The sequence below is a fragment of the Paenibacillus sp. NPDC058177 genome, assembly GCF_042883835.1.
Classification (GTDB): Bacteria; Bacillota; Bacilli; order Paenibacillales; family Paenibacillaceae; genus Paenibacillus_AQ; species Paenibacillus_AQ agri.
Genome location: NZ_JBHVVB010000009.1, coordinates 69,238 through 91,711 on the forward strand (window position 1 = coordinate 69,238; position 22,474 = coordinate 91,711).

Annotated in this window: 23 protein-coding genes; 19 read left to right on the forward strand and 4 right to left on the reverse strand. The window is 42.1% G+C overall.

The window, feature by feature from the left end; translation table 11 throughout:
- The first annotated feature begins 324 nt into the window (after positions 1–324).
- The 13 genes from ACFVU8_RS26420 to ACFVU8_RS26480 all read left to right on the forward strand — a co-directional run bounded on the left by ACFVU8_RS26420 (position 325) and on the right by ACFVU8_RS26480 (position 11,415).
- On the forward strand, positions 325–1,218 hold the full coding sequence (locus ACFVU8_RS26420) for an ATP-grasp domain-containing protein (protein WP_387431267.1): 894 nt from the start codon (positions 325–327) through the stop codon (positions 1,216–1,218).
- Between the two features lie 26 nt (positions 1,219–1,244).
- Positions 1,245–2,348, forward strand: a complete 1,104-nt coding sequence (locus tag ACFVU8_RS26425) for an NADH:flavin oxidoreductase/NADH oxidase (protein WP_387431269.1) — start codon at positions 1,245–1,247, stop codon at positions 2,346–2,348.
- 16 nt (positions 2,349–2,364) lie between these two features.
- The gene (gene aroA / locus ACFVU8_RS26430) at positions 2,365–3,672 is read left to right on the forward strand and encodes a 3-phosphoshikimate 1-carboxyvinyltransferase (protein ID WP_387431270.1); all 1,308 of its coding nucleotides are present in this window, start codon (positions 2,365–2,367) and stop codon (positions 3,670–3,672) included.
- Between the two features lie 3 nt (positions 3,673–3,675).
- The gene (locus tag ACFVU8_RS26435) at positions 3,676–4,299 is read left to right on the forward strand and encodes a sulfotransferase family 2 domain-containing protein (RefSeq protein WP_387431272.1); all 624 of its coding nucleotides are present in this window, start codon (positions 3,676–3,678) and stop codon (positions 4,297–4,299) included.
- Positions 4,300–4,309: 10 nt separating this feature from the next.
- The gene (locus tag ACFVU8_RS26440) at positions 4,310–5,554 is read left to right on the forward strand and encodes a DegT/DnrJ/EryC1/StrS family aminotransferase (RefSeq protein ID WP_387431275.1); all 1,245 of its coding nucleotides are present in this window, start codon (positions 4,310–4,312) and stop codon (positions 5,552–5,554) included.
- Positions 5,555–5,564: 10 nt separating this feature from the next.
- Positions 5,565–6,221 (forward strand): nucleoside/nucleotide kinase family protein, encoded by a 657-nt coding sequence (locus ACFVU8_RS26445; RefSeq protein ID WP_387431277.1) that lies wholly within the window; start codon positions 5,565–5,567, stop codon positions 6,219–6,221.
- Positions 6,221–6,808 (forward strand): adenylyl-sulfate kinase, encoded by a 588-nt coding sequence (gene cysC, locus ACFVU8_RS26450; protein WP_387431279.1) that lies wholly within the window; start codon positions 6,221–6,223, stop codon positions 6,806–6,808. Before ACFVU8_RS26445 ends, cysC begins: the two co-directional genes overlap by 1 nt.
- 19 nt (positions 6,809–6,827) lie before the next feature.
- On the forward strand, positions 6,828–7,661 hold the full coding sequence (locus ACFVU8_RS26455; RefSeq protein ID WP_387431281.1) for a hypothetical protein: 834 nt from the start codon (positions 6,828–6,830) through the stop codon (positions 7,659–7,661).
- The gene (locus ACFVU8_RS26460) at positions 7,658–7,909 is read left to right on the forward strand and encodes a PqqD family protein (protein WP_387431283.1); all 252 of its coding nucleotides are present in this window, start codon (positions 7,658–7,660) and stop codon (positions 7,907–7,909) included. Before ACFVU8_RS26455 ends, ACFVU8_RS26460 begins: the two co-directional genes overlap by 4 nt.
- Positions 7,910–8,177: 268 nt before the next feature.
- Positions 8,178–8,813, forward strand: a complete 636-nt coding sequence (locus ACFVU8_RS26465; protein ID WP_387431285.1) for a CPBP family intramembrane glutamic endopeptidase — start codon at positions 8,178–8,180, stop codon at positions 8,811–8,813.
- A 24-nt stretch (positions 8,814–8,837) separates the two neighbouring features.
- Positions 8,838–9,629, forward strand: a complete 792-nt coding sequence (locus tag ACFVU8_RS26470) for an ABC transporter permease (protein WP_387431287.1) — start codon at positions 8,838–8,840, stop codon at positions 9,627–9,629.
- 5 nt (positions 9,630–9,634) lie between these two features.
- Positions 9,635–10,618 (forward strand): ABC transporter ATP-binding protein, encoded by a 984-nt coding sequence (locus ACFVU8_RS26475; RefSeq protein ID WP_387431289.1) that lies wholly within the window; start codon positions 9,635–9,637, stop codon positions 10,616–10,618.
- The gene (locus tag ACFVU8_RS26480; RefSeq protein ID WP_387431292.1) at positions 10,615–11,415 is read left to right on the forward strand and encodes an ABC transporter permease; all 801 of its coding nucleotides are present in this window, start codon (positions 10,615–10,617) and stop codon (positions 11,413–11,415) included. Before ACFVU8_RS26475 ends, ACFVU8_RS26480 begins: the two co-directional genes overlap by 4 nt.
- Positions 11,416–11,956: 541 nt before the next feature.
- Here ACFVU8_RS26480 and ACFVU8_RS26485 read toward each other — a convergent pair.
- The 4 genes from ACFVU8_RS26485 to ACFVU8_RS26500 all read right to left on the reverse strand — a co-directional run bounded on the left by ACFVU8_RS26485 (position 11,957) and on the right by ACFVU8_RS26500 (position 15,444).
- A complete protein-coding gene (locus ACFVU8_RS26485) occupies positions 11,957–12,154 on the reverse strand; it encodes a hypothetical protein (protein ID WP_387431294.1) in 198 nt (65 codons plus the stop codon).
- A gap of 190 nt (positions 12,155–12,344) precedes the next feature.
- Complete coding sequence (gene isdG, locus ACFVU8_RS26490; protein WP_387431295.1) at positions 12,345–13,490, reverse strand: heme oxygenase; 1,146 nt, start codon at positions 13,488–13,490, stop codon at positions 12,345–12,347.
- A complete protein-coding gene (locus tag ACFVU8_RS26495) occupies positions 13,487–14,485 on the reverse strand; it encodes a FecCD family ABC transporter permease (RefSeq protein WP_387431297.1) in 999 nt (332 codons plus the stop codon). Before ACFVU8_RS26495 ends, isdG begins: the two co-directional genes overlap by 4 nt.
- On the reverse strand, positions 14,482–15,444 hold the full coding sequence (locus ACFVU8_RS26500; protein ID WP_387431298.1) for an ABC transporter substrate-binding protein: 963 nt from the start codon (positions 15,442–15,444) through the stop codon (positions 14,482–14,484). The genes ACFVU8_RS26495 and ACFVU8_RS26500 overlap by 4 nt, the downstream gene beginning before the upstream one ends.
- A gap of 480 nt (positions 15,445–15,924) precedes the next feature.
- On the opposite strand from ACFVU8_RS26500, the gene isdC reads away from it, so the two are divergent.
- The 6 genes from isdC to ACFVU8_RS26530 all read left to right on the forward strand — a co-directional run bounded on the left by isdC (position 15,925) and on the right by ACFVU8_RS26530 (position 22,465).
- Positions 15,925–16,866 carry a heme uptake protein IsdC gene (gene isdC, locus ACFVU8_RS26505; RefSeq protein ID WP_387431300.1) on the forward strand — a complete coding sequence of 314 codons (942 nt, stop codon included), beginning with the start codon at positions 15,925–15,927 and terminating at the stop codon, positions 16,864–16,866.
- A gap of 21 nt (positions 16,867–16,887) precedes the next feature.
- The gene (locus ACFVU8_RS26510; RefSeq protein ID WP_387431302.1) at positions 16,888–18,969 is read left to right on the forward strand and encodes an NEAT domain-containing protein; all 2,082 of its coding nucleotides are present in this window, start codon (positions 16,888–16,890) and stop codon (positions 18,967–18,969) included.
- 94 nt (positions 18,970–19,063) lie between these two features.
- A complete protein-coding gene (gene isdE / locus ACFVU8_RS26515) occupies positions 19,064–20,008 on the forward strand; it encodes a heme ABC transporter substrate-binding protein IsdE (protein WP_387431305.1) in 945 nt (314 codons plus the stop codon).
- 42 nt (positions 20,009–20,050) lie between these two features.
- Positions 20,051–21,034: a FecCD family ABC transporter permease gene (locus ACFVU8_RS26520; RefSeq protein ID WP_387431307.1), complete on the forward strand. Its 984-nt coding sequence runs from the start codon at positions 20,051–20,053 to the stop codon at positions 21,032–21,034.
- Positions 21,024–21,803: an ABC transporter ATP-binding protein gene (locus ACFVU8_RS26525; protein ID WP_387431310.1), complete on the forward strand. Its 780-nt coding sequence runs from the start codon at positions 21,024–21,026 to the stop codon at positions 21,801–21,803. Before ACFVU8_RS26520 ends, ACFVU8_RS26525 begins: the two co-directional genes overlap by 11 nt.
- Before the next feature lie 290 nt (positions 21,804–22,093).
- Positions 22,094–22,465, forward strand: coding sequence for a hypothetical protein (locus tag ACFVU8_RS26530; protein WP_175372086.1), 372 nt, complete (start codon positions 22,094–22,096; stop codon positions 22,463–22,465).
- Positions 22,466–22,474: the final 9 nt, after the last annotated feature.

The following is a 22,474-nucleotide window of genomic DNA, read 5'->3' on the forward strand; positions in this document are numbered from 1 at the left end:
TCTAGGACAGCAGACGCTTTTCTACCGTTACCTTTAGACAGAGGTTCGACTTCACGGTTTCATAAGAGTTTTCAGTGAAGACACCCTTAAATGGTGTCTTTTTTCATGTTTGGTAGGTTCGGACTATATCAGCTGGCCAAAAGGTTTAGATCGACGTGATTTCTTACGATTCGCTCTTATCAAAAAACAATATATTGACATTAATGAGAATTATATTTAATCTAAGTAAAGAATTTCTTTTAATTAAATTAATTAGGATTAAATTTAAAATTTTGGGTTAAAAATTTGTCTTTGCTTTTATAAAACTTTCTCAGGAGATTGATTATGTCAGATATTCTGGTGATATGTAGAAGTTATACACATCATGTAAAAGCTCTTGAAAAAAGCCTCTCCAGAAATAATATGCAAGTAACAATTGCAACTCCTAAAGAGATAAATGTTGAGATCAATACAGAGGGCGTTTCCTATTACATAAATGGAATAATTTTTTTTCCATCAATCGTAATTGGGTGGTTGTCTCTAGAAAAAACTCGAGAAGCTAAATCGATAAGAGAATGGGGACTCTGGCTACTTAAAACTATGGAATTAGAAGGTATTAAAGTTATTAATACATTTGAAACCTTCAATGTAGGGCAAAATAAGTTGTTAAATTCGATAATGCTTACTAAGCATTGTATCCCTCATATTCCTACTGAACTTGTTAGTGACATGCAATTTCTACAAAAAACAATTGAGGTTCTGAATTTACCGGTTGTTGTTAAGCCGGTTATTGGGTCTAAAAGTCATGATGTCCAAAGAGTAGATGATTTAAAAGAGCTTGAACAAATTTGTAATAGTTATTTTTCAAAAAACTTACCAGTTTATATACAGAAATATATTGAGAAACCTGGGCGTGATATAAGAGTTACAGTAATTAATCACAAGGCAATTTCAGCTCAATATCGTTCTGTTGATCATTCTGGTTTTTTGACCAAGAAAAACAATGGGGCATTGATTACAAAATGTCATATCAATGAAGAACTAGGCAAGCTTTCTGAAAAGTGCAGCAAAGTTTTTAATGCACCATTCGCTGGAATAGATTTACTAGAAGATGAAGAAGGGACTTACCGGGTAATTGAGGTCAATATAGCTCCTGCACTTCTTGATCCGGATGAGGATATTCTTAATGCTATAGTTGTGTATTTAAAAGAAGAGTTGATATCTCTAAGAAAAGAGTAAATAAAGTAGTAAGGAGTGAGAATGTAATGCATAAAATTCTTGAAAGTTTATCGTTACGAGGCGTTAATTTATGTAACCGGATGGGTCTTGCGCCTATGACAATGTATTGCTCGGAAGACGGTACATTGACTGATTGGCATTATGTTCACTATGCTTCTAGATCACAGGGGACAGGATTAGTATTGGTAGAAGCAACTGCAGTTTCTGAAAGTGGGAAAGTAACACCCCATGATTTAGGATTATGGGATGACAAATTTATTCTTCCACTCAAAAGATTAACCGATTTTATACATAATCAGAACGCAGTAGCAGGAATTCAGTTAAGCCATGGTGGAAGAAAAGCGAGTAGAACCAGACCTTGGGATGGAGATATATGGATAAAGCCTGAGGATAATGGGTGGGAAACATTTGCACCAACTGCTTTAGCCTTCTCAGCAGGTTACCCTATCCCTAAAGAGCTTAATGTAGACGAAATACAAGAGATAAAAGCAGACTTTAAAATGGCTGCTAGACGTGCTCTAGAAGCAGGGTTTAAGTTGATTGAGATTCATGCTGGACATGGTAGACTGTTTCATAGTTTTTATTCCAATTTATCAAATAGAAGATCGGATATGTATGGAGGATCTTTCGAAAATAGAATTCGTTTATTAGTTGAAGTCGTGGAAACAATAAGGAACGAATGGCCAGAAGAAATGCCATTGATGGTTCGATTATCCTGTGTAGATTGGATAGATGGTGGATGGAGTATTAATGACACCATTAAATTATCTACTGTATTAAAATCAAAAGGTGTTGATATAATAGACTGTTCTTCAGGGGGAATCGAGAGACCTATTACTAAAACTGTTTATCCTGGCTATCAAGTTCCTTTTGCAGCACAAATTAAGAAAGAAACAGGCATACTAACTGCAGCTGTTGGGTTAATATCGGACGCGCATCAAGCTGCAGATATTATTGAAAGCAATAGTGCAGATCTGATTTTGTTTGGGCGAAAAATGCTTGTCAATCCGCAATTTCCTCTTTATATTGCGAATAAATTGAAACCTCATTCTATTTTTAATCCACTACAATATCAAAGAGCCTTTAGATCAGTTGAGCAACAGCAAAGGGAATTTATACCAGAACTTTAAACTCGGAGGTAAGATAATGAATCGTGTTATAGACCAGCTAGTTTATCCTATTACCAATAAATTTGAAGTTGAGATGAATCTTCCTGGAAGCAAATCTATTACCCTTCGAAATCTTATATTAGCCTCGCTCGCAGACGGGAGAAGTGAAATTAAGATGCCGGGTATTTGCGATGATACCTATCGAATGAAAGATTCTCTTCAAAGATTAGGAATCAGAATTGAAGAAGTTGATACTCAAATTTGGAATGTTTATGGTAATAATGGAGAATTTATTGATGATGATGTAGAGTTGGACATTGGTATGAGTGGAACTTCTACTAGATTCCTCATTGCTTATTCCATACTTCGACAAGCTACTACGACATTAGATGGACATGAATCGCTTAGAGCAAGGCCTAATAAATATCTAACTGATGCACTTCAAAGCATTGGAGTCTCCATTTCGGCATCTCGAGATGGTTATCTTCCAGTAAGTATTAAAGGTTCATCTGTTTATCCTAAAAACATAACACTCCGAGGAGATAAATCCAGCCAGTATTTCTCTGCAATGATGCAAATTGCTTCAGCATTGCCTCAAGGTTTGATTATAGAAGTTGAAGGAGAGTTAGTTAGTAAGCCTTATATAGATATTACTATTAATGAAATGAATAAATTTGGTTTGGTTGTTGAGAATAATAATTATGAAAAGTTTTCTGTGAGTAACCAAACCTACCAAGGAATTCAGCTAACAGTGGAAGGAGATGCTTCTGCTGCTTCATATTTTAGCTCGTTAGCTACATTGCACGGTGGGAAAGTAATAATTAAAAACCTTGGGACATCAACTAAACAAGGTGATTTCAATTTTTTTAAGGTCTGTGAATTATTGGGCGCTAGAGTAACATATGCGGAGAATGAAACAATTATTCAAGGTTCAATTGACGGCAGATTAAATCCATTGAATGAGATTGATATGGAAATGATGCCAGATGTAGCTCTCACACTCATTGTTATAGCTCCTCTTATTCCAGGCCGCACGAGAATAACAGGATTGTCAACATTAAGAATAAAAGAATGCGATAGGATCTCTTGCCCAGTTCGAGAATTAAGGAAAATTGGAGTATCGATAGAAGAAGGAGATGATTATGTAGTTGTAGATGAATACCCCCTTCCAGTAACAACAAAAGTAACAGACATAGAGACTTATGATGACCACCGAATGGCAATGAGCTTCGCAATATTAGCAACCAAACTAGGGAATCTGAATATCCTAGATGCAGAATGTGTTAATAAAACATACCCTTACTTTTGGGAGGACTTAAAAAGATTCTATTACAAAGAGGTATGATGCATGCTGATATCACATAAGTACAAATTCATTTACATTCGATGTCGGAAAGTAGGCAGCACGAGTTCTGAAATTGCGCTATCAGAATTTTTGGAGGCTAATGATGTAATTACCCCCATTAGTGCGCGAGATGAGTTGATTCGAGCCAACAAAGGGTTTAGGGGTCCGCAAAACTATCAAGATTTGTATTATAACCATATGTCATCTCAAGAAATTAAAGAAGTTGCTGATCCGAGGATATGGGATAACTATTATAAGTTTTGTTTTGAACGAAATCCTTGGGATAAAGTTATTTCATTATACTTTCATAGGAATAAAACAAAACATAGACCTCCTATAATTGATTTTATTACCTCGGGTGAAGCGGCTGATGCGATTAATTGTAAGCTTTATACCATTGAGGGGAGAATAGTTGTTGATCATATCGGGAAATACGAAAACTTCTTTGAAGAATGGCTTGAAATTGTTAAAATCTTGGGACTACCTAAATCATTGGATTTGCCACAGGCTAAATCTCAATTCCGAAAAAATAAGATACATTATTCTCAATACTTATCTTCTTATGAAGCTTCATTGATAACCAGTATGTATGAAGAAGAACTTAAATATTCTCAATATACATTTTAAAGGGGGTACTATGTCAAAACTGGCTCTTTTCGGAGGAACACCAGCAGTTCAAAAAGAACCTAGTAAAGTTTGGCCTTTTTATTCAAGTAGTGTTGAAAAGATTATCCTACAAAAAATTCGTACTGGTGATGTTGAAACCACTAAGATAGATAATTTGGTTGATGAATTCGAAACCTCTTTTACGAGACAATATTGTGAGGGAGCTTTCGGAGTCTTTTGCAATAGTGGGACGTCAGCTCTTTTAACTGCATATTTTTCCTTGGGGTTAGACTATGGTGCAGAAGTATTAGTACCTTCTAATACATTTAGGGCAACCGTAACTCCGTTATTGCTTCTAAACCTACGACCCATTTTATGTGACTCTGACCGTGTAGTTGGATCAATTTGTTTAAAAGATGCAGAATCTAAGATTACTTCCAAGACGCAAGCTATAGTAGTTACACATTTATGGGGACATCCAGTAGATATGGATAAAGTGAGGAGCTTAGCGCATAAATATAGTCTCGCCATAATTGAGGACTGTTCTCATGCACACGGAGCGGAGTGGCGAAATAGACCGGTAGGTACATTTGGAGACGCTGCAGTTTTTAGTATGGGAACAAAGAAGATGATATCTGGCGGATCAGGCGGGATGGTAATAACTAGAAATAGAGATCTTTATGAAAAAGCTTTATTGTTCAGTCAACCCAAACATAGAGCTTTTAAGCAGATGAAAAATGATATCTTAAAAAGTTATCTTGATTCTGGCTTAGGCGCAAATTTTCGAGGCACTCCTTTTGCTGCTGCTTTAGCATTAGACCATCTAAAACGATTACCTAATACAGTTAAAATAAAAAATATCAATATTGCTCTTTTAGAGAATGGTCTGAAAGATTGCTTTCCTTATTTCAAACCGTTAAAAAGAAGTGAACATTTTACTGCTGGAACTTGGTATAACTTTTATTGTTTCTTTGAGCAGAAAGATATTAACATTAAAAGGCTTCTTTCTGCATTAGTGGCAGAAGGTATCCCGCTAAAACAACCTAATGATTTTTTACACAAATCAAAAATTTTTCATGATCAAAGTTTACTTACTTCTTATCAATTTGATGATTATAAATCTCCTGTGATAAAAGACTTTAAAAACAACGAATATTTAGCTGCAAACCTGATTGGTTGGGAAACACGAGAGTTTTTTGAACCGGCTGAAGAAATAATTTCTGCGTATCTACGCGCATTTGAAAAAGTGAACTATTATTCAAATGAATTAGTATAGGGGTGAGGAATTGTTAATTGAGCTCTCAGGAATAGATGGATCAGGTAAGTCTACACAAATGGATAAGTTGTTTAGATTTTTTAATGAAAGTGGTATTCCATCTTATCAAAGAACACTAAGAAGTACATACAAAAGAATTCTTGCAACAATATCTCAAGAAAACGGACATAAACATTGGTCTACTTATTATACGCCAGATGAAGTTGAGGTAGCGCATGCATTAGAAATGATTAACTTAGTCTTTACTTCGATTAATCCGGTAAATCATAACAAGCAGATTATTATTACTGATACTTATACACTTCGCTGGATAGCTACAGCAATATTATGGGATTCGAAGGATATCTCTAAAATTTCCAAGATATTCAATAACATTCCCCAACCCTATCTTTCATTTCATCTAGAAACATCGATTTCCGAAGCAAATCAACGGATATTGAATAGAGAAAAAGGGGATCATATATTAAGTTTTGGAAACGTTAAAAAATTAGAAAAATATCAAGAAAGTTTTAATCAAGCTAAACAAGTCGTGGACTATAAATGCATATCAATTTCAACTGATCAATCTATTGAAGAAACTTTTAATGAGCTTAAGTCAAATCTTCTAACTCAAATAAAATTAGATTCTGAGTATAAGTGGATGCAAGAGAAGATAGGTATCCTCTAATGAAGAAATCAAACGAGCATACAGATAATATAACAAAAGATACATTATTCGAATCTTCGTTCAGTGGTAAGGTGTTTTGGTTTACAGGTTTATCAGGAGCTGGTAAAACAACGATTGCTTTAGGAATAAAAGAAAAACTTTTGAACAATAATTTCAGGACCGTTGTAATAGATGGAGATACGTTGCGTAGTGGGTTAAATAAAGATCTTGCTTTTACTATGAAAGATAGAAGTGAAAGCGTGAGAAGAGCAGCAGAGGTTGCTGAATTATTCAGACAAGAAGGGTTTATTGTACTTGTTACTTTGATATCACCACTTCAGAGAGATAGAGATCGGGCAAGGTATAGAATTGGAGGTGGATTTTTTGAGGTTTATGTTAAATGCCCGCTTCAAATATGTGAGCAACGAGATCCGAAGGGACTGTATAAAAGAGCTAGAGAAGGAGAAATAAAAGATTTCACAGGTATTGACTCGGTATACGAATATCCCATTTCCCCCGACTTGGAAATAGACACTAATGACTTGAGTGTTAGGCGAGCTATTTCAGAAGGTTATGAATTTGTCAAAAATGAACTATATCGACAATAAATCTAGAGGGAGGGACAAGATGAATAACGATAAAGTTAAAAGGTACTCTGAAAACTTATTGGATTACTTAAATTTTAATATCAATAGTCAATCAACTGTGATATACATGGCTGGTTCTCTATGTGAAGGATTTGGTAATGAGAAATCCGATATTGATGTCTATGTGTTAACAAATCGTCAATTTATAGATGATATTGAGGCAGGGCTTAATTCTAATGATGTTTTTTCAATTAATGATACCAATCTAGCCCATAATTTTATTATAGAGAATCAAAGATTCGATGTAGAGTTCTGGGAACTTGAAAAAGTAATGGAAGGAATTGGTCAATTTAATGCTATTGATTTTCATTCTGAAAGACACATGGGAAAAATAAATGATGGAATATTTGATATGTTGCATAGGATGAAGTACGCAATTCCTGTTTATAACAAAGAGGACTTTGAAAGTATTTTTCAAAAGTTAGACCAGCGTAAATTTAAGTATTATCAAGCAATTAAGAAGACAGAGCAATACGATAGTTGGTTAGAGGACCTAGAGGGCGCTTATAGAAGTTATGATTATGGTACTATGTTTTTTTTGTCCAGGCACTTAATTGATAATGCAGTGGTTGCCTTTTTAGCGATCAATGGAGAAACAAATCCTAATATTAAATGGTTATATAGAAAGTTGGCTAGATTTAGTGAGTCAACAAAAAATAATATTATTGAGCAAAGATATATCTACTTACAAAATAGAAATTACCAACCCGATCAAATAGATCAACAAATCCGAGAAACATTAGATTTTACACAAAAAATCAATATAAATACGCAACAATTGATATTAACCATGCAGAAGGAGGGCGTTCAATGAGTATTCCTAAGAAAAATATTTTTGTGAACTTTCGTGCAGTAAATAAAGTGGGTTATCTAGGCTATAAAAATGAAGCCTATCAATTGGATGAAGTAGGAATTCGTATTTGGGAAGCAATTGATGGGGCATCATCAATTGAGCAAATTGCGGAGCAAATTGCTGCTCATTATCAAGCAAATATTTCAGTAGTTCAAAGGGATATTGAAGATTTTATTTTTGATTTGAGGGAAAATCAGTTAGTTGAATGATGTTTGTGGGATAAGGGCATTGATGGAGGTGATAGTATGTACAAAAAGCCTAGGCTGAAAAAAGTAAGTGTGCCAGTTGCAACTCACGCGAAGTAATAAAACTCTAAATTTTCATCGGGGGCGGGGGGTGATAGTATGTACAAAAAGCCTAAGCTGAAAAAAGTAAGCGTACCAGTTGCAACCCACGCGAAGTAATTAGATATAATTACAATTTTATATATTGTAATGCCCTTATCCCAGAGATGTTACTTGGTGGTGTGATAAGTTCATGTTTGAAGTATTGATGTATTTGTGTTCGTTTATCTTAATTCCGCTTAATCGTAGAATACTTGGTAACTGTAGAGGCAGTGTCACACGTGATTTGATTAGGGTATTTGGGGCTGATTTACCATTTATCCTGCCTATTTTCTATTATGAAGTTACGAAGAAAACGTTTTCTTTTTCTGTGAGTCCTTTTTATTACCTGCTTTCAATAGGTGCAGCTATTATTTGTTTAACAATTCAGTTCGATAAATTCAAACCGTTTTTACAAAAAGATATTTACTATATATTGCCTCCAATGTCTTTGCGTTATTTTATAATTATGCAGTATACCTATTTTTCTAGTGCAATTTTGGAAGAATTCTTTTATCGAGCATTATTTCCCAATCTGGGGTCTTACTGGTTAGAAGCAACTCTTTCTGGTGTATTATTTTGTATTGCCCACTATATTCAACCAGAAACTAGAGCGCGCTATAATATTCGATCATACTTAATTATCTTTGGTTTAAGTCTAATTTGGTATGCTTCCTACTACTATAGCCACTCTATAATTCCGGTGATGTTAGGTCATCTAGTTTATAATAGTCTCGGTAGCTATTCAAGCTTAATACGTTATCGAGTTTCAAAAGAATTTGGTAACTAAAGCTAGTAAGAAGAAGGGGACATTATGTTTACAGTTATACATGCTAGCTTTAAAAGAAACTGGACGGTTAGTAGAAGAGTTTTTCCACTAACTTTTTTTGTTGCCAATATAGTTTCTGGTGTCTTTATTATTTTCAATGCTTATTTTTATAATGAATACTTTTTTCAGGGAGCCCTTGATCAAGAGTTTCAAGTCTATACAGGTACAAGTGACTATATCTCATATGTTATGAAAAATGGAATATTTTACACTCTATGTGTTTCTACGCTTCTTGGAGTTGGTCGTTCATTCATTAACGAATTGAGACAAGGAACATTGGAAACTTTCTTGTTAACTCCTTCTTCAAGAGTGGCATATTTAATAGGTATTTTCACAGAACAAGTTCTCAGATCTTCAATAGAGGTACTAATTATCCTAAGTTTAGGATATATGCTTGGGGGAGACTTATCACAAATCAAACTTGTAAACTGGATAGTGATTCTGTTTGCTTCTTTATGCTCCTTTTTTTGCATGGGAATCTGTTTATGTGCAATAATGCTTTACTTAAGAGAAACCTATCTGATTCAAAATACATTATTTATTATAATGTTTCTTTTGTGTGGGGTAATGAATCCAATTCAATATCTTCCTGATTTTTTGGAGTGTATAAGTTATATTTTTCCACTAACGCACGTTTTAAGATTATCAAACTTCGATTCGAATAATTTAACAAATGATCTTTTTAATTTAAGTTTATCTAGTATCATTTGGTTCGGGATAGGAATTATATCTCTAAAAAAAATAGAAAGAAAAATTTTTACACTACATAGTGGGTGAAACTAATGCTTGAAGCAAAGAACCTAAGTAAAACGTATAAAGTAAAAAGTAAATTTTTTTCGAAAGCAATAAAGGAAGTTAGAGCCGTTAAAGATGTTTCATTAACGCTTAAACCCGGCCAAATTGTCGGACTTATAGGTATAAATGGAGCTGGAAAGAGTACCACTATAAAAATGCTTTCCTCTCAAATCGAACCAACATCAGGCGAAATAACTATTGATGGATTGGATGGCATCAAGGAACACAAGAAAGTAAAGGGAATTATTAATGTAATTTCAGGTGGAGAAAGAAACATCTATTGGAGATTGACGGCCAGAGAAAACTTGGATTATTTTTCAAGTTTATATGGTATTAAAAAAAAAGAAAGAATAGAACTAGTGAAGGAACTATTAGAAATAGTAGATTTAAGTGAAAGTGCGGATGAGACAGTAGAAAAATTTTCGAAAGGAATGAAGCAACGTTTACAAATAGCTCGGGGGTTAATTAATAATCCACGTTATATTTTTTTAGATGAGCCTACCTTAGGATTAGATATTGAAATTGCAAGAGACATAAGGGTTTATTTGAAAAAACTTGCAAAAGAAAAAAATAAAGGATTATTGATTACAACGCATTATATTGCTGAAATTGAAGAGTTATGTGATTGGGTTTACATTATTGATAAAGGTAAATTGATCGCAGAGGGAACTCCTAAGGAAATAACAAAGTCAATTCAAGTAATGCATGAAATTGAAATTGTAGTAATAAATTTGTCTGATAATCAAAGGAATGCTCTTTCTCATGCAATTGAAGATGCCGGAGGTCAGTACACATCAAAAAAAAGTGGGATCGAAGAAACGCTCCTTATTCAGATTAAAGACGATATCACGTCTGAATTATTAAAAATTTTTGATTTTAAAAATTCACAAGTAATTAAGTTTTTAGTGAAAGAGCCTACTCTGGAAAAGGCTTTATTAAAAATGTCTGACAGCATTGGTGGGAAATTATGAAGTTTTTAATAATCTTCCTAAGTGAAATTAAGAAGCAGAATCAACAAAATCTACACTCAACTTCTGTATATATTTCGCTTTTATTGTGGCCGATTATTTCATTTGTTGGAGTATTATACAGCTTTAAGCCCTTTGATTTGAATGCTAATCAATTAAATTTTAATGCAAAAGAATTTATTGTTTTTCTACTTATTGGCCATCTCGGCTATCTTGTATTTAATTCCTTATCACAATCTGCGTGGCAGATGAGCATTGAAAGAGAATTTGGTACACTTGAACCCATATTCCTTAGCCCGGCCAACAGATTTGCAATTATGCTTGGTCGAGCAACCGGAGCTTTATATCAGAATATTTGGATCTTTGTTGTTTTTATAATATCTCTTTTTTTTGTAATGGATTCCATGAATTTTAAAACCCTTCTTTACTTAATTCCTTTTATTGTTATGACTTTTATTACGGCAGTAATTTGGGGTGGATTATTAAACTCCATATTCTTGTTTGCAAGAGATTCGTCAATCATATATCTCATTATTGAAGACCCTATGGAGTTATTTTCAGGAACTCGAGTTCCAACGGAAGTTTTTCCTAAATGGGGGTTGTTTATAACGAATCTATATCCTCTATCTTACGTTCTTGTTCTATTAAGAGGCTGGTTAATTGAGGGTTATACAAAAAATTTCTTTAGTACTTTCTTTACTATGTCTTTTGTTTTGATTATTATGATTTCTCTTACATTTCTCCTTCTTAAGCGTGCAGAGCGAAATTACAGAGAAAAGGGTAATCTGAGTTTTTTTTAAAGAAAAACATAGGCATTGTGGCCTTAGTCCCGTAAAGTAGACAGTGAAAAAGAAGCGCTTAAAGCGGCGATCTGTTGTCGGCGTTCTACTGATGAGAGGTCGGAAAACCGAGTTTCTTCAAGGACTAGTGAGTTTTGTGTATTTAGCGTGGGGGAATCCAGTATGTAGAATACGGCTTTTGATGATTTTGCGTAATCATACCAAGCACATTTAGATTCCACTGCACCAAAGGCTATGCTTTGGTTGCCCAGTCGCTGTAACGTGAATTGGTCAGGTAAGTCGTCGAAAGTTCTCGTAGCGATAAGTTGGTTATTATTCGTATCTTACAAGCTGAGCGTGTTCTTATCTTGAATCAGATAGTTACTTCCTACTGATATAAACAATCTGTTTGTTTCATTTAGCTCAGGTGTGGGTAAGGTGCGATTCCATTTTTGCTGCCAGGTAGTATCGTCCAAGGCGATCATCTTGTAGGGGATTTACTTTTTCCGCCAGGGTTATAGTACTGTAACGTATAAGCAGTATAGGAATTGTTATTTTTTCTTCAAGATAGGGATATATTTTTTCCTAGAGAGTAATAATTCTTGTAGAAATCTTCTGTTGTTGTGTTATCTGGAATCGTATAAGTCCATTGTGGTTCAGGGAGTTCTATACAGTCAGCAGCAGATAGAAGGTGTGGAACGAATGTTTTCAAAATTGCAATCAGGGATACCGATTTCACATGTAAAGCAAACTTTCTCATTAAAGTAGAGTTCTCCTAAGTTGTATGTAAATTATAAGTGGATATGGTGATTACACCATACGATACTGGGATAATATGTATTTACCTAAGGGCGAAGCCGGTTCATGGTGAACCGTACGACAAAACATAACAGCGTGCACCTTTGGCACACGCCGCTATGTTTTTTTGCTGCAAAGAGCTAAGAGCACGTTTAAGCGCTAATCGGATTGCGAACAATTTTAACCTCGTGGAAGGAAATGGCGTTGGACAAAATATATTCCGGCGTCTCGCGGTGGGAATGCGATTCACGGAAGGCGTCGCTGCGAGTCCAGCCCTGGAATGCTTCTTTGGATACCCAACGTGTGCTGATGGTTACTTCATCGTATTCCGCCGGTTTCTCATTCAGAAGTACCTCAAGGCCGAGAAAGCCTTCCATCTCTTCAACTTTGCCGACCTTATCGAACCGATTAATGAGCAGCGAAGCTTGGCCTTTCTTAATTTGCGATGTATTGTTCACGATAATCATGTTACGTTCCTCCAATTTATAATAGGATTTTGGAATAATTACAGGGTAATTCTCTACATAACTCACTGAAGCCTCAAGATCATATACTTTCTGTAAAAAGACATCGTCCAGTAATCCCCGCGGATTTCCCGTGGCCACAACAGATCCGCGCCTTAGCGCCACCATATGATGGCTGAAAGCAACGGCCTGCGGCAGATCATGCAGTACCATCACTATTGTGATTCCGGTCTCGCGGTTGATGGCTGCAAGCATGTTCATAACGTCGAACTGGTGGGTAATATCGAGAAAAGTAGTTGGTTCATCAAGAAGCAGAATATCCGTATTTTGGGCCAGGGTCATGGCGATTCTGGCTTTTTGCTGCTCACCCCCGGATAAAGTATGGAACATGCGGTCAGCATACCTGGCGGTTCCCGTTAGCTGCAACGCATGGTCGATCCATTGCTGGTCCTCGGCGTTTGCCAGGTAGTTCCAGGGGCTTTGGTAGGGAGAACGGCCGTAGGCTACCAGCTCGCGGACGGTTAAATTCTCTGGTACGTGCTTGGACTGCGGGAGCATTGCCAGGGTACGGGCTAATTTTCGGCGAGGGAACTTATGAAGCTCTTCACCAAGAATCCGCACTTCTCCTGACTCCGGGGCGGCAAGTCCGGCCAAGATGCGCAGCAGCGTGGATTTGCCGGAGCCATTGGGCCCGACAATTGCAGTGAGCTGTCCTGACGGTATGCTAAGCTTAACATCCTTCAGCCTGAAGCCGCCGTGCGTATAATTTAGCTGACGGCATTCAATGGCCGGAACACTTTTGATGGTGTCGCTGTTATCACTGCGGGTACTCATGAAGTCAACCTCCTTCTGCGTAGCAGGTAGAGAAAGAAGGGTGCACCCACTCCGGCTAATAAAATCCCAACCGGCAGCTCCACTGGATCGAACCAGGTACGGGCAGCCGTGTCTGTGAAGACGACAAGCGCGCCGCCGCCGAGCATGGAGACTGGCAACAGGAAGCGGTAATCACCGCCAATTAGCAAGCGAACTGCATGCGGTACGACCAGGCCAACAAAGCCGACCAGTCCAGCCACACTGACAGCAGTTCCGGCAAGTAGTGCAGCCAGCAGAATAATCAGGAAGCGGGACACCTCAGCTTTTAGCCCAAGCAGCCGGGCGGAATCATCGCCGAGCAGCAGAAGATTTGCCGGTTTAATGGCGAGGAGTGACAAGGCTAGGCCGATCAGGGCATACGGTGCGGCGAAGCCGAGATGATGCCAGCTGCGTCCGCTGAGTCCGCCGGACAACCAGGGGAGCACGGCCTGAACGCGGTCGCTGAACACGACCATGAAGCCGTTCATAGCAGCGCCGAGCAGCGCATTGATGGCTACGCCCGCGAGTACAATCTTCATGGGTGAAGCGCCGCTGTCCCAGGCCAGCAGATAGATCATGATTGCGGCGAGAAACGAGCCGAGAAAAGCTCCAGCAGGTAGCAGATAACTGTACTGCGGCAGAACCACCATCGCAATGACGGCGGCCAAGCCTCCGCCGGCAGAGACGCCGATAATGCCGGGATCGGCCAAGGGATTGGACATCACGCCTTGCAGCAGCGCGCCGGACACAGCTAGGCAAGCGCCAACCAAGAGGCCGATCAGCACCCGGGGCAGTCTCAGGTCCATAATAATCAGCCCGGATGTTTCCAGACGGTCGCCCAGCAGGATAGACCAGACTTCACCGGGAGAGATGGGGACGGATCCATAAGTCAGCCCATACAGGCAGGCCAGCAACAACAGGATAGGAGCAAGAATGCAAGCGAGAGTCCTACGGGTATTGCGTTGCTGTTTGTTCATTGCGCCTCCAATTCGGCGAATAACGATACTAGCAGCTGCAGGGCTTCAGTCACTCGTGTTCCGGGATTTGTGCCGAATAGATCGGCGGGAAGTACGCGTACCCGGTTATGTACAACCGCATCAATGGAACTCCAGGCCGCATTCTGCCGCATTTCCTGTTCGAAGCCTTTCTGCACTTCTTCGCCGTTGCCATGGGTCATGATAAGGATAATCTGTGGGTTGGCCTCCATGACCCGTTCTGTGTTCAGCGTGGCATATTGCGGATAGCTCTGTAGCGCGGGATAATCTGCAGCAATATTGGCTCCGCCCGCCAGCTCGAGTATATTTCCGCCCAGTGAATTCGGCAGTGCCGCCATATAGGTGCCGGGAGCGCCATATACCAGCAGTACCCGCGGCTTCTCACCAGTGCGGGAGGACGCTGCGGTCTTTATCCCGGCTTCAATATCCGCGCTTAATTGCTGCGCCTCCGGTACCTTGTTCAGCATTTGGCCGAAAAGGGTGATCTGCTTTGTAATATCCGCCACTGAATTGGCCTGGGTTAACACCATCTTGGCCCCGATGCTCTCGATAGCCGGTATATCCTTGGCATTCATCCCCGTATTGCCAAGCACCGCGTCACCCTTGAGATAGGCGATCTTCTCCAGATCTACTTCGTGCGCCGTACCGATCTGCATAATGCCCTCTGTTCCCTTAAGCATGGTGCCACCGCTTGAGGTTGGTTTGCCGACCAACGCTCCCCCGAGGGCGATAATAATATCTGCCTCTCCATTACCCAGCGCCACAATATGCTGTGGAACAGAGGGGAAGCTGACTTGCCTGCCTGCAAAATCAGTCAAGGTAAGCGCGGGTAAGGCTGCATCCGCACCAGTAACATCCGACCGTCCCGCCGAACCACAGGCGGTGAGCAGGAGGGCGCACAAGGTTAGAAGGAGGAGGGGGGCATGCCATCGTTTGACCATGGATAACCTCCTGTTTGGTTGTAGTTACCCTCATCATGAGCTTTCGGAAGAAGTACCGAATGAGGGATGAAAGAAAGGAAGATAATTGCTTTTCCCATCAAATGATAATGAATATCATTATCGTTGTCAAACAATATTCACATTTTCATGGCAGAATAGTGACATCCAGGGTTGGATTTCAGTAAAGAAACCTTATTGGGAAGCGTAGAATGCGGGGTTTCGCCACTGAAACTGTGCTCATTTTAATTTTGAGAACGGAGAATTTTAAAACAAAAGATCTTAGAAAAGGGTTGACAAAGGTTAAAAAATCACATTATTATCATGTCAGCGTCCAACTTCTACATGTTTTACTGGAACATTACAAGAAATATTGGCAAATACAAGAAAAAGGGGAGCAGGGGTTGCTTTTTTTTTGCTGATAAGTTGATAATGATTATCAATGATAAATGCATGAATTTGGAAGGGAGGCAGATCGATACCGTGTCGATTCGAAGAAAATTTGGACTGGTATTCATGCTTGTACTGATGTTTGCCTACACTGTGCAGCCGTTGCTTCAGGCGTCCGCCGCTCCGGCAGAGGGGACCTATAGCGTCGATTATGTCATCAAGAAGGCTGAAGATGAATCTGTTTCCATGGCTAATGACTATTTTGAGAAGCCGGCGCAGCTGACAGTTTCCGGTGGAACGGTTAAAGTCCGCTTGCAGCTGAATCATAGCGAGTGGATCACTGAGTTTCAGGTCCCGGGCGGCAACGCCAAAGTCGTGAGCAGCAATAAGACGGCAGATACTCGGGTTGTGGAATTTGAAATCAAAGACGTAGAAAAACCGGTGATTGCGAAGATTCATGTCACTGTGCCGTCTATTGATTACGATCATGACTACACAATCCGGTTTGTGTTTGAGGCTGGGAAATTAAAGGCGATATCACCAGTACCGGCGAAGAAACCGGCGGCAACGTCAGTGCCAACGAAGAAGCCCGCAGCAACGTCAGCGCCGGCGAAGAAGCCCGCAGCAACGCCAGTGCCGGCGAAGAAGCCGGCGGCAACGCCAGCGCCGACGAAGAAGCCTGCAGCAACGCCAGTGCCGACGAAGAAACCCGCAGCAACGCCAGTGCCGACGAAGAAACCCGCAGCAACGTCAGCGCCGACGAAGAAACCCGCAGCAACGTCAGCGCCAGCGAAGAAGCCCGCAGCAACGCCAGTGCCGGCGAAGAAGCCGACGGCAACGTCAGCGTCGGCGAAGAAACCAGCGGCCACGCCAGCGCCAACGAAGAAGCCGACGGCCGCAGTAGCTCCCACGACAGCACCCGTTGTGGGGGCAGAAGAGCAAGCGGGACCAAAGCTCATTCCAACATTGAGTAGCGGGGCGGCTGTGCTGGTTACGGCGGTAGGTTATGCGGTTTATAGAGCCAGAAAAAAATAAGTTCAAAGGGGAATGATCGTGTTGAATAAAGCAACATTTGGTTTTGTGCTACGAATTATGGCATTCATTTTACTTATAGGATCAGTGATTCAGCCGCTTGGCGGAGCTTACGCCGAAAGTGCGCGTTACAAGGACGGGCAGTATGTGCTTCCGTATTCTATTTTGAAGGATGGTACTACCAGCCCTTCTGTAATGGAGGGATTTGTCCTTAAGCCAGCTGCATTGGAAGTTAAAGACGGCAAGAACTATGTCTCTATTACAGTTACTCAGGACAAGGAAATTACCGGCCTGAAGCTGACAGCAGCAGATGGAACATTATCTGAAGGAACAGTAGCCAATCAAAATGCGTCTAACAACCAAAGAACAGTTAAATTCGAATTGGGTGATTTGAACTCCACGATTAAGGGATGGGTCAAGATCGAGTGGCCTGAAATCAACTATTTCAACGTGTACGACGTTGATTTCAAGTTTGATCCGAGCCAGATTCCAGCCGCTGAGCCTAAGCCGGAAACGCCTTCCGATCCGGTATTGAACGACGGACAATATACTATTGGCTATTCAGTGCTCCAGGCAACCGGGGACACCGAATCCTCGATGAATAAATATTTCAGCACTCCGGCAGTACTGACGGTGGACAAAGGACAGAAGAGCATCTCGTTTAGCGTAATTAAAGACAGCTCCACCATCCAGGAAATTCAAGTCGCCGGTGACGGAACAAATCTTGTGCCGGTAACGACAGTAAGTGAGGATAAGGCTGCTAATACACGTGTGATTTCTTTTCCAGTGGAGCGGTTATCCGCTATTCTTCCTGGAACAGTTCGTGTTGTCGTAGCCTCAGCAAATTATGACAAATCGCATGCGGTTCGTTATAAATTTAATCTGGACTCCATCACAGCTGTAAGTGTCGGTGGAGAAGAGACGCCAACATCTACACCAACCCCAACTCCAACTCCAACTCCAATATCTACACCAGCACCGGGTACGGAAGGTGGTGGAGACGGAGGAACAGCACCAGTCACCTCACCATCGCCAGTACCAACTGCAACACCGGGGTCTTCCATCGCGGATGGTTATTACAGCATCGACTACAGTATTCTCAAGGATGGCAGCAACGAGGTATCTATGATGGATACATACGTGCAGCATCCAGGTACGCTGATTGTATCCGGCGGGCAGAAATATCTGGCCATTACACTAACGCAGAGCAAGGAAATCACCGGATTCACCGTAGGTCAGCAATCGGTGTCCGTAATTGCTTCGGATAACGCAGCCAACACTCGTACTGTGCAGTTCCCTATTAGCAACACCGGGGTCAGAGTTAAAGCATGGGTCAAAATTGACTGGCCTGAGTTCAACTACTTCCACACCTATAATGTGGATATCAAAGTAGGCAATACGGTGGGAGGTCAGACAAGCAACCCTGCTGGCCAAGTTGATTCTGGTGCGTCTTCGCCAGCAGCTACACCAACACCATCGGCAACAGCAGTAGCATCTGCTGCACCGACTCCAAAGCCTACATCAACACCAGTGGCTAATGGTGGAACGACGGGGACAGAGCAAGCAGTGCCGGTTAGCCTGACTGATGTGAACGGTCACTGGGCACAAGCTGCTATTGAGCAAGCAATCAAGTCCGGACTTGTCAAAGGATATGATGATAACAGCTTCCGTCCGAACAACCCGATCAACCGGGCTGAGTTCGCTGTGTTGCTAAGCCGGGCGTTGAAGCTTGAAGGCGGAGCAACGGACAGCAGTGGCTTCAGCGATGCAAGCAGCATCCCTGCCTGGGCAGCCGACGGTGTGGGACAGGTAGCCGCCCGCAAAATCATCAGCGGCTATGAAGACGGCAGCTTCCGCGCGGACCGCAAAATCACCCGCGCCGAGCTTGCTGTGATCATCGTTCGTGCACAAGGGCTGAAGGTTGACCCAAATGCAGTGCCAACGTTCAGCGACATCGCCGATATTGCTGCTTGGGCACGCCCTTACATTGCAGCTGCAGAGCAAGCGGGCCTGATTAGCGGCAAGGGTGGTAATCGTTATGCGCCGGGTGAATATGCAACCCGTGCAGAGGCAGTAACGCTACTAGTGAAATTGCTGGAGCAATAAAATCCATTACACATAAGCACAGACTACCCGGAGGATGCCGAATTTACGGCGTCCTTCGCAGTTTTGCAGGAAGAAAGGAGCGGACGTTCCTGTTATGAAAAAAATGATAGGGCTGATGGCCGTTTTATGCTGGGTCATCTTGATCGTGGGTTGTGCTGCAAATACGGAGAGCGCAAAGGAAAAGAGTCCGGCGTCCACCCCGGCAGCCACGCAGCAACAACTAGCGGAAGTCACACCGGAGCCCACACCCAAGGAGGAGCCACGCATTATTGCAACTACTGTGTCGGCGACTGAGATTATGGATTTGCTCGATCTGAATCTGGTGGGTATACCGACCAGTGCGAAGAAGCTGCCGGAACGTTATGCGAATGTGGAGAAGGTCGGCAACCCCATGGGTCCAGATATGGAAAAAGTAAAGTCACTCAAGCCCACCGAGGTTCTGTCGGTGACCACACTGAAATATGATCTGGAGCCGTTGTTCCAGAGCGCCGGGATCGAAGCGAACTTCCTCAACCTGACCAGCCTTGCAAAGCTGGAGGAGTCGGTGGTCCAGCTTGGAGAGAAGTATGACCGTAAGGCGCAGGCTGAGAGTGTAATTACCCGTTATGAAGATAAAATCGCTGAAATCAAAGCGGCTATAGCGGGCAAGCCTTCGCCCAAGGTGCTTATTCTGCTTGGGGTACCAGGCAGCTATTTGGTAGCGACCGAACATTCTTACATCGGTGACCTTGTTCGTATTGCTGGGGGCGTCAATATCGTCCAAGGAGAGTCGGTCGAATATTTGGCCTCCAATACGGAATATTTGCAGCAGGGCAACCCTGATGTAATTCTGCGCGCGGCACACGGAATGCCGGAGGAAGTGATTAAGATGTTCAACGAGGATTTTATTAAAAATGATATCTGGAAGCACTTCAATGCAGTTAAGAACAAACGTGTTTACGATCTGCCTGAAGAGCTATTCGGAACCACGGCGAACCTTGCAGCCGATACGGCGCTAAGCGATTTGCTGCCGATGCTGTACCCGGAGCTTAAGCATTAGAGCGGGTTTGTATTTTAACAACAGACAGAGGATGAAGAGAACATGAAAAGATCACTGTGGAGCTTTGCTGCTGTCTTGGTCTTGCTGCTGGTAGCAGTGCTCTGGTCAGTACTCAGCGGCAGCCTGCAGGTCAGTTTGCTTGAACTGTTGAAGGGCTTGTTTACAGGCACCAATGAAAATGTAGCGATCATTCGCGATTTACGTTTGCCACGCGTCATCGTAGCGTTGTTCTGCGGAGCCGCGCTGGCTGTTTCCGGCGTGCTGCTTCAATCCGTGATGCGCAGTCCGCTTGCTGATGCCGGGGTAATCGGTATTTCCTCGGGTGCAGGCTTTGTTTCGCTGACGATGGTTACAATTTTTCCGGCGCTGTTCTTCTGGATGCCGCTATTTGCCTTTCTGGGGGGAGCTATCGCCTGCCTGCTCGTCTTCACCTTGTCCTGGAAATCAGGACTTCAGCCGCTGAGGCTGGTCTTGGTCGGGATTGCTGTGAACGCTACGTTCACTGGGCTGGGGCAGTCTTTTAACTACAGGGGCAGTTATGCAGTAACGATGGTGAATATGGCAACGACTTCGATTTTTAACCTGAAGACATGGGAAGATGTGCGGATCATCGTGCTATATGGCGCGCTTGGCCTGGTTCTGGCCTTACTGATTAGCCCTTGGTGCAATGTGCTGGTACTTCAGGATAAAACGGCCCGCAATCTCGGTATGCATGTAAGCCGTGTACGGATTGCTGTGTCGGCAGTGGCGGTCTTGCTGGCGGCAACGGCGACGGCGATTGGCGGATTGATCGCTTTTGTCGGCCTGCTGGTGCCGCATATTGCACGTCAACTCATCGGCTCTGACCATAAGGTGCTGATTCCCTTCTCGGCGCTGGCGGGTGCGCTGCTAATCCTGGTAGCTGATACGCTTGGCCGCACAGTGCTTGCACCTGTGGAGATCCCGGCTTCGATTATCATGACGGTGATCGGTGGTCCATTTCTAATCTTCCTGCTGCGTAAAGGAGAGGTGAACCATGGAGATTAAAGAACTGTCCTTCTCATATCACCGTAACAAAAAACTGCTGGAGCAGCTAAATCTTACGATTCCTATGGGCTGCACCACTGCAATCATTGGTCCTAATGGCAGCGGTAAGTCCACTTTACTCGGCGTGTTAGCTGCAAACTACACACCTTCTTCGGGTTCCATCATTCTGGACGGACGGGAGCTAGCTCGCCTTAAACCGCGAGAGATTGCCCGCAAGCTGGCGGTGGTGCATCAGCAGAATACTGCACCAGGTGATCTGACGGTGGAGAAGCTGGCTTCTTTTGGACGCCTTCCGCACCGTTCGCTACTGGTACCGGAGCGTGAAGAGGACCGTGAAGCAGTGGATTGGGCGCTAGCCTGTACAGACATGCAAGATAAGCGGCTGAAGCCGCTAGCCGAACTGTCGGGAGGCGAACGGCAACGGGTTTGGCTGGCGCTGGCTTTGGCTCAGCGGACACCGATTCTTTTTTTGGATGAGCCAACGACGTACCTGGATATTTTCTATCAGTATGAAATGCTTGATTTGATTCGGCGGCTGGGCAGAGAACACGGCCTGACCGTCGTGATGGTGCTGCATGATATGAACCAGGCGATTCATTACAGCGATCATTTGATTGCGATGAAGGCAGGCCAGGTTGTGCTGGAAGGCCCACCGGAGGAGGTTATCACTGCGGACTCGGTCAAAGCCGTGTATGGAGTGGATGTTGTGGTAAAAAGGGAGCCGGAGACTGGACTGTATATCGTTCCAAAAAGGAAGGACTTGAACTGATACATCTAATATTAATTATTCAAATTTTATATAAAAAAGGGTTGACAAGGACTGGGATAAACAGGTAAGATCAACTCAATTAATTGATATTGATAATCATTATCAATTAAGAAAGCGATGAATTTAAGGAAAGGCGGGATGATCTTAAGGGGTACAGGTTGAAGCTCAGCACATAATGAAGCGGCACCGCCGCTTTTGCCTAGGGAAGGTTGTTGTTCGTCGTAAAGTCCAGAGAACCAGGCAGTTAAAGCGTAAGCTCTAATATCAAATCATAGGGAGTGTGTTACTTAATGGTAAAAGCGAAGAAGACAGTATCCTTGCTGATGATGGTTGTACTTACACTGATGTTGGCCGTTCCGGCATTTGCAGCAAGCAAATCCTATCAATTCTACTACGGAGGATCCTACGATACCCACTCCAGCAGATTCATTAGTGGACCGGCTGAAGTGAACGGCAACGCAGTTACTATTAAGCTTAAAGGCGATTATTTCCCTTACCTGAATGCAGAGAGTTCTACTTATTACGGTTCTTACGACGCTAGTACCGACTTGACCACCTTTACTTTCACCGCTACCAATCCAAACTCGGATATTAGTATTCAATTATACGTTTCCACCGTGTTCCACAGTCAGCTGTATGATCTGGACATTCACTGGAATTAACAAACGGGA

Bases quoted from the DNA above. Each gene is read 5' to 3' on its own strand.
- ACFVU8_RS26420 (WP_387431267.1), top strand. From the start codon at position 325: ATGTCAGATATTCTGGTGATATGTAGAAGTTATACACATCATGTAAAA.
- ACFVU8_RS26465 (WP_387431285.1), top strand. From the start codon at position 8,178: ATGTTTGAAGTATTGATGTATTTGTGTTCGTTTATCTTAATTCCGCTT.
- ACFVU8_RS26470 (WP_387431287.1), top strand. From the start codon at position 8,838: ATGTTTACAGTTATACATGCTAGCTTTAAAAGAAACTGGACGGTTAGT.
- ACFVU8_RS26500 (WP_387431298.1), bottom strand. From the start codon at position 15,444: ATGGTCAAACGATGGCATGCCCCCCTCCTCCTTCTAACCTTGTGCGCC.
- ACFVU8_RS26475 (WP_387431289.1), top strand. From the start codon at position 9,635: ATGCTTGAAGCAAAGAACCTAAGTAAAACGTATAAAGTAAAAAGTAAA.
- ACFVU8_RS26440 (WP_387431275.1), top strand. From the start codon at position 4,310: ATGTCAAAACTGGCTCTTTTCGGAGGAACACCAGCAGTTCAAAAAGAA.
- ACFVU8_RS26485 (WP_387431294.1), bottom strand. From the start codon at position 12,154: ATGAGAAAGTTTGCTTTACATGTGAAATCGGTATCCCTGATTGCAATT.
- ACFVU8_RS26495 (WP_387431297.1), bottom strand. From the start codon at position 14,485: ATGAACAAACAGCAACGCAATACCCGTAGGACTCTCGCTTGCATTCTT.
- ACFVU8_RS26530 (WP_175372086.1), top strand. From the start codon at position 22,094: ATGGTAAAAGCGAAGAAGACAGTATCCTTGCTGATGATGGTTGTACTT.
- ACFVU8_RS26525 (WP_387431310.1), top strand. From the start codon at position 21,024: ATGGAGATTAAAGAACTGTCCTTCTCATATCACCGTAACAAAAAACTG.
- ACFVU8_RS26520 (WP_387431307.1), top strand. From the start codon at position 20,051: ATGAAAAGATCACTGTGGAGCTTTGCTGCTGTCTTGGTCTTGCTGCTG.
- ACFVU8_RS26455 (WP_387431281.1), top strand. From the start codon at position 6,828: ATGAATAACGATAAAGTTAAAAGGTACTCTGAAAACTTATTGGATTAC.
- ACFVU8_RS26480 (WP_387431292.1), top strand. From the start codon at position 10,615: ATGAAGTTTTTAATAATCTTCCTAAGTGAAATTAAGAAGCAGAATCAA.
- ACFVU8_RS26435 (WP_387431272.1), top strand. From the start codon at position 3,676: ATGCTGATATCACATAAGTACAAATTCATTTACATTCGATGTCGGAAA.
- aroA (WP_387431270.1), top strand. From the start codon at position 2,365: ATGAATCGTGTTATAGACCAGCTAGTTTATCCTATTACCAATAAATTT.
- ACFVU8_RS26460 (WP_387431283.1), top strand. From the start codon at position 7,658: ATGAGTATTCCTAAGAAAAATATTTTTGTGAACTTTCGTGCAGTAAAT.
- isdE (WP_387431305.1), top strand. From the start codon at position 19,064: ATGAAAAAAATGATAGGGCTGATGGCCGTTTTATGCTGGGTCATCTTG.
- ACFVU8_RS26425 (WP_387431269.1), top strand. From the start codon at position 1,245: ATGCATAAAATTCTTGAAAGTTTATCGTTACGAGGCGTTAATTTATGT.
- isdG (WP_387431295.1), bottom strand. From the start codon at position 13,490: ATGAGTACCCGCAGTGATAACAGCGACACCATCAAAAGTGTTCCGGCC.
- cysC (WP_387431279.1), top strand. From the start codon at position 6,221: ATGAAGAAATCAAACGAGCATACAGATAATATAACAAAAGATACATTA.